Here is a 16,062-nt window from a genome sequence, read left to right as displayed (position 1 = left end):
TCGCCCAATCCCTGATCCTGAATACGTAGAGCCGGTCGTGTGAGCGGCGTCACCGCTCACACGTCGCGGCGTTGGAACGACAGCGCGGTCAGCCCCCAGATCATCGCGACCCACACCGCGGCCCAGCCCAGGTAGGCCACGGTCAGGGGCGCTTCGCTGAGGAAGGGGAACCCGCCCTCGCCCGGGCCCATCTGGATGAGGGCGCTCGGGTCCTGGAACGCGTTCATCGCGCCGCGCCACAGGCCGTCGGTCGGCAGGATGATCCGCGACACGGTGCCCACCCGCTCGACGCCCTCGTTGCCCAGCGCGCCACCGATCCCGCCGACCACACCGGCGACCCAGGTCGCGCCGAACAGCCCGACGGCGATGATCCCCGACGCCATCGGTGACACCACGCTGGACAGCAGCAGGGCCAGCGTGAGCAGCACGACGGTCTGGGCGGCCAGCAGCCCGAGGCCGCCGACCGGATCGGGCGGCCAGTAGCCGACCGCGGCACGGACGACCAGGAGCTGCGCGAGCCCGGCCAGGACGACGTATCCGCCGCCGAAGGCGAGCAGGCCCAGCCACTTGCCGAGCAGGACGGCGGAGCGGCGGACCGGGCGGGCGAGGATCGCGAGTGCCTGCCCCGACTCCACCTCCCCGGCCAGCGTCGGCCCAGCGAGGAACGCCGTGCCGATCGCGGCGATGAGGCTGAAGCCGAACATGATCAGGTTGAGCAGCAGCGAGGCGACGAGGCGGGCTTCGCCGCTGGTCATCGTGCCGAGCTCGGTGTCCAGGCCGATGAGCTTCGAGAAACCCCAGGCACTGAGGGCGAGCAGCCCGATGGTCAGGACCAGCAGCGCCCAGATGACGCGGCGCCGCAGGGCCTCGCGGAGGGTGAGCCCGGCCACGGTGAGCGCGATCATCGGGCCACCTCGTCGGTCTCCTCGTGACGCAGAACCGACAGGAGGCGCTCCTCGAGGCTGATCCGCGCCGGCTCGACGGCGTGCACGCGGACGCCGAGGCCGACCAGGTCGCGCACCAGGTCGGGGACGGTGACGCCGTCGTCGTCCGCGGTGAGCGCGACGGTGAACCAGTCGCCGCTGCGGGTCAGCGCGCCGGCAGCGGCGAGCCGCTGCTCGGCCCGGCCGTCCACGGCGGCCAGCCGCAGCCGGACCTCGCGCTGGCCGAGCAGCTCGGCCAGCGTGCCTGACGCCGCCACGCGCCCCTTGTCGAGGATGACGACCCGGTCGCAGACCCGTTCGACCTCGCCGATCAGGTGCGAGTTGAGCAGCACGGCGACGCCGCGCGACTTCAGCGACAGGACGAGGTCGCGGACGTCCACCCGGCCGATGGGGTCCAGTGCGCTCGTCGGCTCGTCGAGGACGACGAGCTGCGGGCGCGCGACCAGCGCGACGGCGAGGCCGAGCCGCTGCTGCATGCCCTTGGAGAAGCCGCCGACCCGGTCGCGGGCACGGTCGGCCAGCCCGACCAGCGCCAGGCAGTCGCGCCGCTCGTCGGCCGGGATGTCGGCGCGGGCCAGCTTCACGTGCAGGTCCAGCACCTCGGTGGGCGTCAGCCAGGGCTGGTAGCGGAACAGCTCGGGCAGGTAGCCGACGGCCGCCCGGGACTGCGGGTCCGACGCGCGGCGGCCCAGCAGCAGCACCTCGCCGGCGTCCGGGCGGACCAGGCCCAGCAGCATCTTGATGACGCTGGTCTTGCCGGCGCCGTTGGGCCCGAGCAGGCCCAGCACCTCCCCGCGGCCGACGGTGAACGAGACGTCCTCGACGGCGGTCTGCCGCCCGTACCGCTTGCGCAGTCCGGAGCACCAGACCGCGGGGGACGGCGGCAGGTCCGCGATCGGATCCGCCGCCGCCCCCGTGGCCGCCTCAGCGGAGGCCACGGGCGACCTCCAGCAGTTCGCCGGCACTCAGCGATCCCGCGACCCCGGTCATGACGCCGTCCTCGACCCAGACCACCCCGGCGAACAGGCCGTTGCGCGAGGCGAGCACGGTGGCCTCGGCCCCGTCGACGTCGGCCGTCGAGGCGGTCACCAGTTCGGCCGGCACGGGCAGCGGCAGCGTTCCGCCGTCCTCCGACAGGTCCCTCAGCTGATCGGCCAGCCGGTCGGGAAGCCCCGGGAGCGACAGCAGGTAGTCGCGCACGGTCTCGAACGGGACGCCGGACGAGTCGACGGTGGGCGCGACGACGCGGGCGACCACCAGCGTCGGCACGCCCGTCGGCTGCGACCAGACCGCGGCGACACCCGGTCCGGCCTGGATGCGCAGCGTGCTGCCGTCGAGGCCCGGCGGCACGGGCGGGAGCTCCTCGCCCTCGGCGGCCGCGGCCTGCGCGGCCTTCTCGGCGCTGAAGGTGAAGGTGCCGCTCGCGGCGCCGGCGGCGACGTACGACGGGTCGCCGGTCACCCCGTCGGGCAGCGCGCCCACCTCCGGCACGTCGAGGCCCGTGCGCTCGCTCGCGGCGTCGGCGTCGGCCACCGGCTCGGGGTCGGGCTCCTCGATGATCTGGACGTCGCCGTAGGCGGTGAGGTCGGGCAGCTCGACCAGATCGGTCGCCGAGACCTCGACGGGGTCGACCTGCTCGGTCCGGAAGATCGGCAGCCAGTCGTTGGCCGCTGCCACCCCGGCGCCCGTCACGAGCACGACGGCGCTGATCGCGGCCACGGCCGGGCGGCGCACCGCCGCCCGCCACCGGCTCGGGGCGGCGGGCCGCGGAGCCGCCCGGACGGCGGGAGCCGGCGTCGCGGTCGTCGCCGACAGCCGTGCCCACGCCGCGTCGGTGTCCAGGTCGTCGGCCCGCGCGGCGCCGAGCGCGGCGCCGACGAGCCGTGCCTCGGCGCGGGCGGCCTCCAGTTCGCGCAGGCAGGTCGCGCAGGCGGCGACGTGGGCGCGGTCGGCGTCGGTCACGCCGGCCGGCTCGTCGACCAGTCGGCGCAGCACGCCCTCATCGGGGTGACGCATGGCGGTTCAGCTCCTCGAGCAGATGGGACTCGGCGCGGCGCACGGTGGTGCCCACGCTTCCTGGGGACATGTCGAGAGCGGCGGCGACCTCGGCGTAGCTGAGACCGCTGTGCCGGAGGACCAGCGCGGCCGCCTGCTTGTGCGGCAGCCGGGCCAGCGCGGCCCGGACGGAGCTGTGTTCCTCGCGGGTGACCACCAGGTCCGCGACGTCCGGGACGACGGTCGGGCGATCGCCGGCGATCTCCTCCCGGGCGCTGCGGCGCCGCCCGGAGCGGAGCAGGTTCAGGGCGGTGTGGGTGGCGGCGACGGTCAGCCAGCCGCCCGCCTCGTCCGCGGGCACCGAGGACCGCCCGAAGGAGAGGAAGACCTCCTGGGCGACGTCCTCGGCGGAGTCGCGCGATCCGAGCACCCGTGCGGCGACGGTCACCACCCGCGCGTAGTGCGTCCGGAAGACCTCCTCCAGATCGGTCCGGACGTCGCTACGCACCGTGCCCGCGCCCCGTTCGGTCCGGGGCCGGGTCGAGCCGCGCAGCCCGGTCATGGGCACTGGCGCGGTGACCGATGGCCGTACGAGTTCCACACCGGGGTAGCACCGCCGGGACCCCGGATGTGACACGGACGGCGGAGTCGGTCCGGGGAACGCTCACGGCCGGGGCAGTGGGGCGCCCGACTGGTCGGCGTACCGCCCGCGCAGGCGCAGCAGGGGGCGGGCGCCGGGATTCAGCACGGGCACGCCCTCGACGGCGAGCAGCACCAGGACGTGGTCGCCGGCCTCGACCAGCCGGTCCAGCCGGCAGTCGAGGACGGCGGGCGCGCCGGTGAGCACGATGGCCCCGCTCGCGGGTGCCCGCGTCCAGGGCACCGACTCGAGCAGGTGGCGGGCGCTGGGCCGCCCGGCCGAGGAGAACCGCGAGGCCACGATCGCCTGCTCGGCGGCCAGCACGGTGAGCCCGCACGAGCCGACCTCCTGCAGCACCTCCGCCGGGTAACCCGCCGCGGTCAGACCGACGGCGACCAGCGGCGGCGCCGCGGACACGCTCATCACCGAGCTGACCGTCGTCCCGACGTCGTCGATGCCGTCCCGGACAGTCAGCAGGCAGACCCCGGCGGGGTACTGGCCCAGGGCGGCGGCGAAGTCGGCAGCGTCGACCGGCATGGCGATGAGTCGACCACACCGACAGGATGCTGTGGGTGAGCCCAGCATCGGAGCAGACCTACGACGTCGTCGTCCTCGGGGCGGGATCCACCGGGGAGAACGTCGCCGACGTCGTCGTGCGGGGAGGGCTGTCCGCCGTCCTGGTCGAGAGCGAACTGGTCGGCGGGGAGTGCTCCTACTGGGCCTGCATGCCGAGCAAGGCGCTGCTGCGGGGCACCGAGGTCCTCGCCGAGGCCCGGGCGGTCGACGGCGCACGGCAGGCGGTGACCGGCGAGCAGGACGTCGCCGCGACCCTGGCCCGGCGCGACGGGTTCACCTCGAACTGGGACGACGCGAGCCAGGTGGCCTGGGTCGAGGGCGCGGGCATCGATCTCCTCCGGGGTACCGGCCGGCTGGCCGGCGAGCGCACCGTCGTCGTCACCGCCGCCGACGGCAGCCGGACCCGGCTGACCGCCCGGCACGCGGTCGCCGTCTGCACCGGGTCGGCGGCGGCCGTGCCGCCGATCGAGGGGCTCCGCGAGATCGGCCCCTGGACGCCGCGGGAGGCCACCAGCGCCAAGGAGGTGCCCGGCCGGCTGCTGATCGTCGGTGGGGGCGTGGTCGGCTGCGAGCTGGCGACGGCGTGGCGGGGTCTGGGCGCAGAGGTCGTGCTGGTGGAGCAGGGTGACCGCCTGCTGCCGCCGCTGGAGCCCGCGGCCGGCGAGGCGGTGGCCGCGTCGCTGCGGGCGACCGGCGTCGACGTCCGGCTCGGCACCGGCGTCACCGCCGCCCGCCGGGAGGCGGGGAGGTGGTGCTCACCCTCGAGGACGGCGAGGTGCGCGGCGACGAGGTGCTGGTCGCGGTCGGCCGCCGGGCGCGGACCGACGACATCGGTGCCGAGGTCGCGGGCCTGGAGCCGGGGTCCTACCTCGACGTCGACAGCACGATGCGGGTCGCGGGCGTGGAGTGGCTCTACGGCGTCGGCGACGTCAACGGTCGGCGGCAGCTCACGCACATGGGCAAGTACCAGGCGCGGCAGGCCGGCGCGGCGATCGTCGCCCGGGCGAGGGGGGAGGAACCCGACCTCTCCGACTGGTCGCCGTTCGTCGCCACCGCCGACGCGCACGCGACCCCGTCGGTGGTCTTCACCGACCCCCAGGTGGCCAGCGTCGGCCGTACCGCTGCCGAGGCGGAGGACGAAGGCCTGGCGCACCGGGTGGTGCAGATCCCGCTGGAGGTGGCCGGGTCGTCGCTGTTCGCCGACGACTACGAGGGGACGGCGATCGCCGTCGTCGACACCGACCGCGACGTGCTGCTCGGTGTCACCTTCGTTGGCCCCGGAGTGGGCGAGCTCCTGCAGGCGGCGACGATCGCCGTCGTCGGCGAGGTGCCGATCGGTCGGTTGTGGCACGCCGTGCCCGCCTATCCCACGATCAGCGAGATCTGGCTGCGGCTGCTGGAGGCCTACCGCGGCTGACCGGCGGCTGCCCTGCCCCCCGGGACCGCCAGGTCAGGGAAGGGGGAACGGCGCGTCGTCGGGAGCCGGCAGGGGGCCCTCCGTCCTCGCCGTGACCGTCGTCGAGCGGAACTGCGCGACGCCGCCGAACAGCGTGAGGAACGCGGTGTCGGCGGCGTCCCGGCCCGAGCAGATGCGCAGCAGCGACCGGGTCGGCGCCAGCCGCGTGGCGTCGACGACGCGCCACGTGCCGTCTACGTCGGCCTCGACGACCGCGTGGAAGTCCATCGGGTCCAGCCCCGGCGCGTAGACCGCGACCAGCCGGGCCGGCACCTCCAGCGCCCGGAGCAGCGTGATCGTCAGGTGCGCGTAGTCGCGGCAGACGCCCTGCCCGGTGAGCAGGGTGTCGACCGCGGTGTCGACCGGGCGGCTGACTCCCGAGGTGTAGACCAGCCGGCGGTGCACCCAGTCGGCGACCACGGTGACCAGTTCGGCGCGCGGCGTACGGCGGTCGAACTCTGCGGTCGCGAAGCCCTCGAGCTGGTCGGAGGGGCAGTAGCGACTCGGCCGCAGTGCCTCGGCCCACTCGGCCGGCGTCACGCGGCGCGCGGCTCCGCCCGTCCCGGCGGACGCGGTGTAGGTCACGGTGGTGTCGCCGGGCCTGAGCCGGAACCGGTGCACCCTGGCCCCGTCGACGTCGACCTCCTCGGGGTCGACCGGCCCGCCGCCGGAGAGGACGGTCAGCTGCTCGGACGCCGGATCGGCGACGGCGACCTGCAGCAACGCGGTCGCCGGCTCGGGCGAGCTCATCGTCAGGGTGGCGGCGACCTCGGTGCTCATGTGGCCATCGTGGCGTCTGCCCCGGTCGCCGGCGCTGTGCGCTCGCTCACGGTGCCCGCACGACCCGGGGCGCGGCACTCGTGCTGGAGTGGGGGGTGCAGCCCGACGCATCCCCCTGGCGGCGCTACGTCGCGCTGGGCGACTCCTTCACCGAGGGGCTCAACGACCCCGCCCCCGAGCGGCCCGGCGAGTTCCGCGGCTGGGCCGACCGGCTGGCCGGACACCTGGCGGCCGCCGCGGGGGACGACGACCTCGAGTACGCGAACCTGGCGATCCGCGGCCGGCTGCTCCGCCAGGTCGTCGAGGAGCAGGTGCCCGTGGCGTTGGAGGCCCGGCCGGACCTGGTCAGCCTGATCGCCGGAGGCAACGACCTCATGCGGCCGGGTGCGGACCCCGACGAGCTGGCCGCCACCCTCGAGTCGGCCGTCGTCCGGCTGCGCGCCGCGGGCGCCGACGTCCTGCTGGCCACCGGCGTGGACACCCGGCTCACGCCGATCCTGCGGCGGATGCGAGGGAAGGTCGCGATCTACAACGCGCACATCTGGTCGATCGCCGCGCGGTCCGGCGCGTTCGTGCTCGACCAGTGGGGGGCGGACTGGATCCTCGACCGGCGCATGTGGGACGGCGACCGGATCCACCTCACCGAGGAGGGGCACCGGCGCATCGCGCTCGCCGCCGCGGCCGCGCTGGGACTGCTGGGTGACCAGGGCGAGGACTGGCGGAGGCCGTTGCCGCCGCTGCCATCGCGCGCGTTCCGGGCGGCGGTCGCCGAGGAGGCCGCGTGGGTACGCGGCGTCGTCGCGCCGTGGATCGGCCGCCGGCTGCGCGGCCGCTCCTCCGGTGACGGTCGGACGCCGAAGCGCCCGGTGCCGCTGGTCCTGCCGCGAGGCTGAGTGTGTGCGATCCCCGGGCGTGTCTCCTCAGTCCGCGTCCGGCTCGTCGCCGATGTCGTCGAGCAGCTCGCTGGTCAGGGCGAACTCGCCGGTGAAACCGGTGTCGTCGGGCTCGTCGTCCCAGGTCCCGACCGGCCGCTGCGGCGCGGTCTCCGCCGTGACCGACCGCTGCACCGGCACCGCCGGCGGCTCGATCTGCTGGGGGAGCAGCTCGCCGGCGACGTCCTCGGCCGGGGCGTCGGTCATCTCGCCGATGAACACCTCGGCCGGGTTCGGCAGCGGTGCCGGGCGGCCGAAGGCGTAGCCCTGCGCCATCGCGCAGCCGTGCCGGAGCAGCCAGTCGGCCTGGTCGAGGTCCTCGATGCCCTCGGCGATGACCTGCAGCCCCATGCCGCGGCCCAGCTGCAGCAGGCCCTGCACGAGCGCGGCGGTCGACGGCTCGGTGACCACGTCGGCGACGAACGAGCGGTCGATCTTCACGGTGTGGATGGGCAGCCGGTGCAGCGCGGTGATCGCCGAGTAGCCGGTGCCGAAGTCGTCCAGGGCCAGGGTGACCCCCGCGTCGGTGACGACGGCGACCGAGTGCAGCGTGGCCTCGGCGGCGAACAGCGCCGTGGACTCGGTGATCTCCAGCTCGAGTCGCATGGGGTCCAGCCCGGACTCGGCCAGGGCCGAGGCGACGAGTTCGCTGAAGCCCTCCTCGGCCAGGTGCCGGGCCGAGATGTTCACGTGGACGCGCAGGTCCTCGGGCCAGGTCGCGGCATCCAGGCAGGCGCGGCGCAGCACCCACTCGCCGAGCCTGGAGGTGAGCCGGTTGTTCTCCGCGGCGTCGAGGAACGCCCCGGGGGGAAGCAGACCGCGGGTCGGGTGCTGCCACCGGACGAGTGCCTCGTAGCCGAGCAGCGACTCGTCGCCGAGGTGGACGATCGGCTGGTAGAACAGCCGCAGCTCGTCGTTCTCCAGCGCGTGCTTGAGGTCGGTCTCGAGCTGCAGCGCGTCGACGTCGTCGCGGCTGAGCGCGCCCTCGTGGACCTCGATGCGGGCGCGACTGCCGTCGGCCTTGGCCTTGGTCAGCGCACTCTGTGCCTGCCGGAGCAGGTCGTCGGGCGTCATGTCCGAGCCGAGGGTCAGCCCGACGCTGGCCGACAGGGTGATCTCGCGATCGTGGACGACGAACGGCTCGTCGAGCACGCTGAGCAGCCGGTCGGCCAGCGCGCGCAGGCCGTCGAGGTCCTCGACGTCCTCGGCGACGACCAGGAACTCGTCGGCCCCCAGCCGGACGGCGGTGTCCTCGACGCGGGTGCTCCACCGCAGGCGGTCGGCGACCTGGCTGAGCAGCAGGTCGCCTGCCTCGTGGCCGAGCGCCTCGTTGACCGCCTTGAACCGGTCGATGTTCAGGTGCACCAGGCCGACCTGCAGGCCCCGGCGGCGGGAAAGCGCGACCGCGTGCCGCAACCGGTCGGTGAGGGCGCGACGGTTGGGCAGCCCGGTCAGCGGATCGGTGAACGCGCGGCGGACCAGGTCCTCCTCCGCCCGGCGGCGGTCGGTGACGTCGACCAGCGACAGGACGACGAACTGCGGCTCCCCGTTGTTGTGCCGCACGATCTCGTGCGACTGCACCGCCCACAGCTCGGTGCCGTCGGAGCGCCGGAGCCGCCGCTCGCCGTCGAGGAGCAGGTTCGGGTCGAGGTCGGGCTCCTGCGGGGCAGGCACCAGGCCGAGGTCGCCCGCGGGCGGGTCGTCGGGGTGCGACAGCAGGTCCACGTGCCGGCCGGCCAGCTCCTCGGCCGTCCGGCCGGTGAGGGCGCACATCATCGGATTGGCGACGAGCACGTGACCGTCGAGGTCCACGAGCGCCTTGGGGATCGGCGCGGAGAGGAAGAGCGCCTGGAAGAGCTGTCCGCGGTCGGCGAGCAGGGTGTCGATCGCCCGCAAGCGCGAACCGGCGGGTCCGGCGGGCGGCACCTCGGGGGCGGGAAGGCTCACCGGTCCAGCGTCACGCATCGCAGTCGAGAAGTGACGGAACCTGCCCACGGAGAGTCGTGTTCGTGCCGTCACGGTGGGTGAGACCGAGCCGACCCGTCGGCGTCTTCTGCCAACCGACGCCGGACCGGCCCGTCACATCCCGACGCCGGGAACACGACCACGCCCGTCAGCGCTGCGGAGGGCGTGGAGAAGCGGGTCGGTTTCCTGTCCTTCGGGCACTGGCAGCCCCACAGCACCTCCGGTGGGGAACCTGGTGCGCACCGGCCGCGACGCACTCGTGCAGACCGTGGAGCTGGCGGTCGCGGCCGAGGAGCTGGGCCTCGACGGCGCCTTCGTGCGGGTGCACCACTTCGCCCGGCAGCTCGCCTCGCCCTTTCCGCTGCTGGCTGCCATGGCTGCCCGGACACGTCGGATCGAGATCGGCACCGGCGTCGTCGACATGCGCTACGAGAACCCGCTCTACATGGCCGAGGAGGCCGCAGCCGTGGACCTGCTCAGCGGCGGGCGGCTGCAGCTCGGCGTCAGCCGTGGTTCACCGGAGACCGCGCTGCGGGGATCCGAGGCGTTCGGCTACGTGCCGGCAGAGGGCAGCACGGACGCGGACCTGGCGCGGGACAAGACGGCACTGTTCCTCGCGGCGATCGACGGCCGGACGGTGGTGGACGCCGATCCGCGCATGACCCGCGGCGCCCGCGGCCGGCTGGCGATCCAGCCGCAGTCGCCCGGTCTGCGGAACCGGATCTGGTGGGGCTCGGGCACCCGCGCCACGGGCGAGTGGACGGCGCAGCAGGGCATGAACCTGATGTCCTCGACACTGCTCGTCGAGGACACCGGCGTGCCCTTCGACCAGTTGCAGGCCGAGCAGATCGCCCGGTTCCGGACGGCCTGGCGCGCGGCCGGCTGGGACCGCGAGCCCAGGATCTCGGTCAGCCGGAGCGTGCTGCCGATCGTCAGCGACGAGGACCGGCTGTACTTCGGCGGCGAGCGGTCCGGTGCGGACCAGGTCGGCCTCCTCGAGGGCGTGCGTGCGCGCTTCGGCAAGAGCTACGCGGGCGAGCCCGACCGGCTCGCCGAGGAGCTGGCCGAGGACGCCGCGGTCCAGGAGGCGGACACCCTGCTGGTCACGGTGCCGAACATGCTCGGCGTCGATCACAACGCGCGCCTGCTGGAGAACGTCCTGCGGTACGTGGCCCCGGCCATCGGCTGGCAGCATCCGGATCGGCGGCACGGCTGAGGGGGTTTCACCTTCCTGGGCGACGAACGACGCCGGCGCAGCGCTGGTGGGCCAGCATGGCGGCATGAGCTACGAAACCGGCGGGGTCCGCTGGACCGGGGCGCCCACTGGGCTGGAGGGTGACCGTCTCCGGCCGATCACCTCGGAAGCGACGTCCCCCTGCCTCGTGGAGCCGTGCCCGTGACCCTGCCGTCGTACGACCCGCCGACCTCGCACCGTCCGGCTCCTCCCGCGGCCGGCGCGGAACCGCCTCCCGAGCGGCCGCGTCGTGCTCCCGCCGTCACGGCCGCCGCGGTCGTGCTCCTGCTCGGCGGGGCCGGCGTCGCCGCGGGCTCGTGGCTCGCCGGCGGCGGCACGCAGCCGCAGGACGTGCTGCCCGCCGACACACTCGGCGTGCTGTCACTCGACCTCGACCCGTCGGCGAGCCAGAAGCTCGCTCTCATGACACTGCTGGACAAGTTCCCCGACCTCGGCACCGAGGGCGACGGTGACATCCGCGGCCATCTGCTGCAGCCGCTGCTCGACGAGACCGACACGGGGCTGGACTACGCGGCCGACATCCGCCCCTGGCTCGGGGACCGGATGGCTGTCGCCGCCGTGCCGGACGAGGGATCGGAGGAAGGCGTCCTCCCGGTCGTCGTCCTGGCGGTCACCGATCCGGAACTGATGGCCGAGAACCTGGAGGACGCCCGGGCGCGCACCGACTTCGGATTCGCCGTGCGGGACGGCTTCGTCCTCGTCACCGACAGTCAGGATCACGCCGACGACCTCGCCGCGGCCGAGGACGTCCTGGCCGACGACGCGGACTTCGCCGGTGATCGCCGGGCGCTCGGCGACGACCAGGTCGCGCTCGCGTGGGCCGACCTCTCGGCCGTGGAGCGGATCGCGGCGGCGCAGGGCGCACCGCCCGTGGCGCCGGGCGAGCTGTTCGGCGGCGAGCACCTGACCGGCCGGGTGATCCTCGGGGTGCACGCCCAGGACGACGCGCTGGAGCTGGTCGGGCTGGACTTCAGCGTGTCCGACACCGGGGTGCCGAGCTCCGAACCCACCAGCCTGGTCCACGGTCTGCCCGAGGACGCGCTGGCGGCCCTGTCGGTTTCCGGCGTCGGCGAGCGGGCCGTGCAGGCCTGGGCGGAGCTGGAGCGGACCGGAGGCGCCGAGGCCCTCGGGGTACCGCCCGAGCTCGGTCTCGACCTGCCGGACGACCTGCGCACCCTGCTGGGCACCGATCTGGCCGTGGCCGCCTTCGGGGACGTGGACGAGCCGCGGTTCGGTGCGCGGGTGGCCACGGAGGAGCCCGGCGAGGCCGTCCGCCTGCTGGACGTCGTCCTCGACGACCCGCAGCTCGGCCTGCCGGTGGTGCACGACACCGTGGACGGCGGCTACGTCGTCGCCGGTGACGAGGCGGCCCTCGACCTGCTCGCGCGGGCCGACGGCGGCCTCGGCGACAGCGAGGCGTTCCGTGCGGCGGTCGCCGACCCCGACGAGGCCGGCGCCATCGGCTACGTCGACCTGGCCGCCGTGGTCGAGCAGCTGGTCGACCGGGGCGGCGAGACCGCGGAGCAGGCCGCCCGGTTCGGGGCGGTCGAGGCGCTCGGATTCAGCGCCACCAGCACCGACGAGGGCGGCCGGTTCGTCCTGCGGATCACCACGCGGTGAGCGGGGCACCCGGAGGCCCACCGTCGGACGAGGCCCGCTGGGCGGAGGCGCAGTCGCTCCTCGACCGGACGCCCACGGAATCGGCGGAGGAGCGCCTGCGCCGATGGCGGGTGCTCACGCTGCTCTTCGTGCTCGGCGTGGGCCTCGCCGCGCTGGTACTCGGCCTGGTGGTCGTCCTCCTGGTCGACGGCGGGGTGGCGCGTCCGGACGACGGTCCGCTCTGGCGGGAGCTCCTCGGCCTCGGCGTCATCCTCGTGGCGTTCGTGCTCGTGGTCGTCGGCTTCGTGCTGCAGCTGCGGGGCCACCGCCGGCTGCATGCCTGGCGCAACCCGCTGGCGCCCCTCACCCGGGCGCAGCGCAAGGAGCTGGCCGACCAGGTGCGCGCCGGCTCAGCCGAACCGGCGGACCGGCTGCCGCTGGCCCGCTACACGGCCGAGCTGCTGGTGCACCAGCGCACGGCGATGACCGGCCAGGTCGGCATGCTGCTGCTGTTCGCCGGGCAGTGGATCGCCTCACCGAGGGCCCTGCCGCTCGCCCTGGCGTCCGTCTTCGCGCTGCTCGTCGTCCTGAGCGCGACGATCTTCCGTCGGCAGGTCAGGCGGGCACGCGACTTCCTGGACGCGCACCCTGCGCCGGACCGCTCGGCCCGGTGAGCGCCACGGGCGCCCTCACCGGCATCGGTGAGGGCGCCCGGCGCGACGCTGTGCCCGACGTCAGAGCGTGCAGCCGCCGTTGTTCGCGACGTCCAGCTCGGTCGCCAGGGTCAGGATCGTGCTGCGGTTGCCCGAGGCCAGAGCCGCGTTGACCCGGCTGATGACCTGGGTGCTGGTGAAGGCGTAGGCCACGTCGTCGTGCGCGGCGTTGAGGACCGCGGCCACCGCCGCGCGCAGCAGGATGCGCGAGGCGCCGTCGACACCGTTCCCGCCGCCGAAGGACAGGCCCTGCAGAAGGGTGGTGGAGGCGTAGGCGGCCGGCGTCGCGGAGAACACCGAGCTGAGCGACTGGCTGGGCGCGTAGCCCTGCCAGGCCGAGGAGTGGTTCTTCCAGTAGCCCGGGGTGCAACCCTGCGAGCCGGTGACCTCCTCGTAGCCGTTGTCGGGGTAGCCGTTGCTGTAGGCGTTGGCCAGGCCGGCGGGCACCAGGGCGAGCGGGATGGCGGCGGCCGCGGCGAGAGCGGCGAGGCGAGCGCGGTTGTTCACAGGTCGTTCCTCCAGACGAGAGCGATCACGGAGGTGGGACGTTAGGTCGCAAGCCCGTGACCGTGGGCGCTCGAACACCCGTTCGCCTGACCCCGTTCGAGGGAGACCCGTCGAGATCCGCGGCGGGCCGTTGCAGTCCGTGACCGGGAGTTCACTCCCGAATGTCGAGGCCCAGGTCGAGCACCGGAGCGCTGTGGGTCAGCGCGCCCACGGCCAGGTAGTCGACGCCGGTCGCTGCGACGTCCTTGGCGCGCGCCAGGGTGAGGCCGCCGCTGGCCTCGAGGCGGACGGCGCTGCCCCGCACCAGTTCCACCGCTGCACGGGTGTCCTCGAGCGAGAAGTTGTCGAGGAGCACGAGCTCGACGCCGACGGCAAGGGCCTCGCGGACCTGGTCGAGGGTGTCGCACTCCACCTCGAGCGGTACCTCGGGCGCGTGCGCCCGGATCGCGTCGACGGCGGCGCGGATGCCGCCCGCGGCGGCCACGTGGTTGTCCTTGATCAGCGCCGCATCGCCGAGTGCCATCCGGTGGTTCACCCCGCCGCCGCAGCGGACGGCGTACTTCTCCAGCGCCCGGAGCCCCGGGGTGGTCTTGCGGGTGTCCCTGATCGCCGCCCCGGTGCCGGCCACCGCATCCACCCAGGCGCGGGTGAGCGTGGCGATCCCGGACAGGCGGCCGGCCAGGTTGAGCGCGGTGCGTTCCGCGGTCAGCAGCGCCCGCGCCGGCCCGGTCACCGTGAGGACCGCCTCGCCCGGCTCGGCGGCCGCTCCGTCGGCGACGTGCAGGACGACGTCGGTCTCCGGGCCACCGACGAGGGCGAAGACCGCCGCCGCGACCGGCAGACCGGCGAGCACCCCGGTCGTCCGAGGGACGACGTCCGCGGTGGCGCGGGCGTCGGCCGGCACGGTGGCCTCGGTGGTCACGTCCGGGCCGAGGGCCAGGTCCTCCCCGAGTGCCCGGCGCACGACGTCGACGACGTCGGCCACGTCGAGCCCGCCGGCCTCCAACGTCGCCGCGATGCCCGGACGAAGCTCGCCGGTCATGCGACCACCCCGGCCGCGGCGAGGGACCGCACCGGCTCGGTGCGCAGGTGCAGGTGACCGGCGCGGTCCAGCCGGTGCACGAGTCGGACCTCCCACTCCGGCTGCGTCTCGGGGAAGTCGCTGCGGCGGTGGCAGCCCCGGCTCTCGGTGCGCGCGGCCGCCGCGACGGCCAGCAGCGTGGCGACGGTGTGCAGGGCGGTGGCCTCGACCGCGGCGAGGTCCAGGGCGTCGCCGCGGTCGCCGGCCTCGGCCAGCAGGCGGCCGAGGCAGACCAGGCCGTCGGCGTCGCGGAGCACGCCGGCGTGCCGGGTGGTCGCGGCCGTGACCGCCGCACGGGCCGCCGGCGCGATCGCCCGTCCCTGCTGCGGTTCGACCGGCTCGCCGCGCGCGGGCAGTTCCGTCACGAGCAGCGCGGCGCACCGACGAGCCGCCACCAGGCCTTCGGTGATCGAGTTCGAGGCGAGCCGGTTGGCTCCCTGGACGCCGGTGCACGCGACCTCGCCGACCGCGAACAGGCCCGGCACGCTCGTCCGGCCGTCGAGGTCGGCGAGCACGCCGCCGCAGGAGTAGTGCGCGGCCGGGGCCACGGGCACCGGCTCGCTCGCCAGGTCGTAGCCGGCGACCCGGCAGGCCAGCGAGATACCGGGGAACCGGCGGGCGAGGAAGTCCGCCCCCAGGTGCCGGGCGTCGAGGAAGACGTGCTCGGCGCCGGTGGCGGCGAGGTGTGCGGAGATGGTCGCGGAGACGACGTCGCGCGGCGCGAGGTCGGCGAGCGGATGGGCGCCGGGCATGATCCGGCGCCCATCGGCGTCGACGAGGACGGCGCCCTCACCGCGGACGGCCTCGGAGACGAGCGTCTGCTGCCCCTCGGCCCCCGGGCCGGTCCACAGCACGGTGGGGTGGAACTGCACCATCTCGACGTCGGCCACCTCCGCGCCGGCCCGCAGGGCGAGGGCGAGCCCGTCGCCGGTGGAGTCCGCGGGCGTGGAGGTAGCGGCGTAGACCTGGCCGTAGCCGCCGGTGGCCAGCACCGTCGCGCGGGCGAGCAGGTCGCCGGCGTCGGCCAGCGATCCGTCGTCCCGGACGCGGGCGACGCGCAGCCCGACCGCGGCGCCGGACCGGTCGCGCAGCGCGTCGAGCGCGACGGTCCGGTCGAGGACGTCGATGCCATGCGCCCGCAGGACCTCGCCCAGCGTGCGGGTGACCTCCGCGCCGCTGGCGTCGCCGCCGGCGTGCACGATCCGGTCACGGCTGTGGCCGCCCTCGCGGGTCAGCGCCGGGCGGCCGCGGTCGTCCAGGTCGAGGCGGGCCCCGAGGCGCCGCAGCTCGGCGATGGCCTCCGGTGCCTCGGCGACCAGCGTGCGGACGGCCTCCTCGTCACACAGGCCGGCACCGGCGACGAGCGTGTCGCGGACGTGCAGCTCGGCGTCGTCGTCCGGGCCGAGGACGGCGGCGAGCCCGCCCTGTGCCCAGGCGGTGCTGCCGTCGCCGAGCGCCCCCTTGGTGACGACGGTGACGTCGACGCCGGCCTCGCTGAGCGCGAGCGCCGTCATCAGCCCGGCGGCGCCGCTGCCGACCACCGCGACGCCGGTGGTGCGGGTCCAGCCGGGGGCCGGGAGGGGGAGTGCCGGGACCACCCGGGCCGACGGGGCGCGCAC

At 75.0% G+C, this 16,062-nt stretch carries 15 protein-coding genes and 1 pseudogene; 6 read left to right on the top strand and 10 right to left on the bottom strand.

Annotated elements, in window-relative coordinates; genetic code table 11:
* Positions 1-56: 56 nt before the first annotated feature.
* The 5 genes from MVA48_RS08875 to MVA48_RS08855 form a co-directional block, all read right to left on the bottom strand.
* The gene (locus MVA48_RS08875) at positions 57-905 is read right to left on the bottom strand and encodes an ABC transporter permease (protein ID WP_246987952.1); all 849 of its coding nucleotides are present in this window, start codon (positions 903-905) and stop codon (positions 57-59) included.
* Positions 902-1,882, bottom strand: a complete 981-nt coding sequence (locus MVA48_RS08870; RefSeq protein ID WP_246987950.1) for an ABC transporter ATP-binding protein — start codon at positions 1,880-1,882, stop codon at positions 902-904. The genes MVA48_RS08875 and MVA48_RS08870 overlap by 4 nt, the downstream gene beginning before the upstream one ends.
* On the bottom strand, positions 1,869-2,960 hold the full coding sequence (locus tag MVA48_RS08865; RefSeq protein WP_246987948.1) for a hypothetical protein: 1,092 nt from the start codon (positions 2,958-2,960) through the stop codon (positions 1,869-1,871). Before MVA48_RS08865 ends, MVA48_RS08870 begins: the two co-directional genes overlap by 14 nt.
* The gene (locus MVA48_RS08860) at positions 2,944-3,501 is read right to left on the bottom strand and encodes a sigma-70 family RNA polymerase sigma factor (protein ID WP_246987946.1); all 558 of its coding nucleotides are present in this window, start codon (positions 3,499-3,501) and stop codon (positions 2,944-2,946) included. Before MVA48_RS08860 ends, MVA48_RS08865 begins: the two co-directional genes overlap by 17 nt.
* A 102-nt stretch (positions 3,502-3,603) precedes the next feature.
* Positions 3,604-4,116, bottom strand: a complete 513-nt coding sequence (locus MVA48_RS08855) for a flavin reductase family protein (RefSeq protein ID WP_246987944.1) — start codon at positions 4,114-4,116, stop codon at positions 3,604-3,606.
* A gap of 26 nt (positions 4,117-4,142) precedes the next feature.
* Here MVA48_RS08855 and MVA48_RS08850 point away from each other — a divergent pair.
* Both MVA48_RS08850 and MVA48_RS08845 read left to right on the top strand, forming a co-directional pair.
* Positions 4,143-4,841 (top strand): annotated as a pseudogene (locus tag MVA48_RS08850) (FAD-dependent oxidoreductase); the annotation flags it as partial.
* Positions 4,842-4,903: 62 nt separating this feature from the next.
* Entirely contained in the window at positions 4,904-5,572 is a 669-nt protein-coding gene (locus tag MVA48_RS08845) for an FAD-dependent oxidoreductase (protein WP_256461140.1), read from the top strand.
* A gap of 33 nt (positions 5,573-5,605) precedes the next feature.
* On the opposite strand, the gene MVA48_RS08840 is transcribed toward MVA48_RS08845, so the two are convergent.
* Positions 5,606-6,391: a transglutaminase-like domain-containing protein gene (locus MVA48_RS08840; protein ID WP_246987942.1), complete on the bottom strand. Its 786-nt coding sequence runs from the start codon at positions 6,389-6,391 to the stop codon at positions 5,606-5,608.
* Between the two features lie 95 nt (positions 6,392-6,486).
* Here MVA48_RS08840 and MVA48_RS08835 point away from each other — a divergent pair, with 95 nt between their 5' ends.
* Positions 6,487-7,284 (top strand): SGNH/GDSL hydrolase family protein, encoded by a 798-nt coding sequence (locus MVA48_RS08835; protein WP_246987940.1) that lies wholly within the window; start codon positions 6,487-6,489, stop codon positions 7,282-7,284.
* A 27-nt stretch (positions 7,285-7,311) separates the two neighbouring features.
* Here MVA48_RS08835 and MVA48_RS08830 read toward each other — a convergent pair whose 3' ends face one another.
* On the bottom strand, positions 7,312-9,270 hold the full coding sequence (locus MVA48_RS08830; RefSeq protein ID WP_246987938.1) for a putative bifunctional diguanylate cyclase/phosphodiesterase: 1,959 nt from the start codon (positions 9,268-9,270) through the stop codon (positions 7,312-7,314).
* Positions 9,271-9,511: 241 nt separating this feature from the next.
* On the opposite strand from MVA48_RS08830, the gene MVA48_RS08825 reads away from it, so the two are divergent.
* From MVA48_RS08825 to MVA48_RS08815, 3 genes are all read left to right on the top strand, one after another.
* Positions 9,512-10,504: an LLM class flavin-dependent oxidoreductase gene (locus MVA48_RS08825; protein ID WP_246987936.1), complete on the top strand. Its 993-nt coding sequence runs from the start codon at positions 9,512-9,514 to the stop codon at positions 10,502-10,504.
* A gap of 180 nt (positions 10,505-10,684) precedes the next feature.
* Complete coding sequence (locus MVA48_RS08820) at positions 10,685-12,163, top strand: DUF3352 domain-containing protein (protein WP_246987934.1); 1,479 nt, start codon at positions 10,685-10,687, stop codon at positions 12,161-12,163.
* Positions 12,160-12,816 carry a hypothetical protein gene (locus MVA48_RS08815; RefSeq protein WP_246987932.1) on the top strand — a complete coding sequence of 219 codons (657 nt, stop codon included), beginning with the start codon at positions 12,160-12,162 and terminating at the stop codon, positions 12,814-12,816. Before MVA48_RS08820 ends, MVA48_RS08815 begins: the two co-directional genes overlap by 4 nt.
* A 60-nt stretch (positions 12,817-12,876) precedes the next feature.
* On the opposite strand, the gene MVA48_RS08810 is transcribed toward MVA48_RS08815, so the two are convergent.
* From MVA48_RS08810 to MVA48_RS08800, 3 genes are all read right to left on the bottom strand, one after another.
* Entirely contained in the window at positions 12,877-13,362 is a 486-nt protein-coding gene (locus tag MVA48_RS08810; protein WP_246987930.1) for a hypothetical protein, read from the bottom strand.
* A 151-nt stretch (positions 13,363-13,513) separates the two neighbouring features.
* The gene (gene nadC / locus MVA48_RS08805; protein WP_246987927.1) at positions 13,514-14,404 is read right to left on the bottom strand and encodes a carboxylating nicotinate-nucleotide diphosphorylase; all 891 of its coding nucleotides are present in this window, start codon (positions 14,402-14,404) and stop codon (positions 13,514-13,516) included.
* Positions 14,401-16,062: an L-aspartate oxidase gene (locus MVA48_RS08800; RefSeq protein WP_246987926.1), complete on the bottom strand. Its 1,662-nt coding sequence runs from the start codon at positions 16,060-16,062 to the stop codon at positions 14,401-14,403. Before MVA48_RS08800 ends, nadC begins: the two co-directional genes overlap by 4 nt.

The sequence above is a fragment of the Blastococcus sp. PRF04-17 genome (assembly GCF_023016265.1).
Taxonomy (GTDB): Bacteria; Actinomycetota; Actinomycetes; order Mycobacteriales; family Geodermatophilaceae; genus Blastococcus_B.
This window is presented reverse-complemented; position numbering and strand designations above follow the sequence as displayed.

Excerpts from the sequence above, each read along its gene's own strand:
- MVA48_RS08875 (WP_246987952.1), bottom strand. The coding sequence starts at position 905 with ATGATCGCGCTCACCGTGGCCGGGCTCACCCTCCGCGAGGCCCTGCGG.
- MVA48_RS08865 (WP_246987948.1), bottom strand. The coding sequence starts at position 2,960 with ATGCGTCACCCCGATGAGGGCGTGCTGCGCCGACTGGTCGACGAGCCG.
- MVA48_RS08860 (WP_246987946.1), bottom strand. The coding sequence starts at position 3,501 with ATGACCGGGCTGCGCGGCTCGACCCGGCCCCGGACCGAACGGGGCGCG.
- MVA48_RS08855 (WP_246987944.1), bottom strand. The coding sequence starts at position 4,116 with ATGCCGGTCGACGCTGCCGACTTCGCCGCCGCCCTGGGCCAGTACCCC.
- MVA48_RS08840 (WP_246987942.1), bottom strand. The coding sequence starts at position 6,391 with ATGAGCACCGAGGTCGCCGCCACCCTGACGATGAGCTCGCCCGAGCCG.
- nadC (WP_246987927.1), bottom strand. The coding sequence starts at position 14,404 with ATGACCGGCGAGCTTCGTCCGGGCATCGCGGCGACGTTGGAGGCCGGC.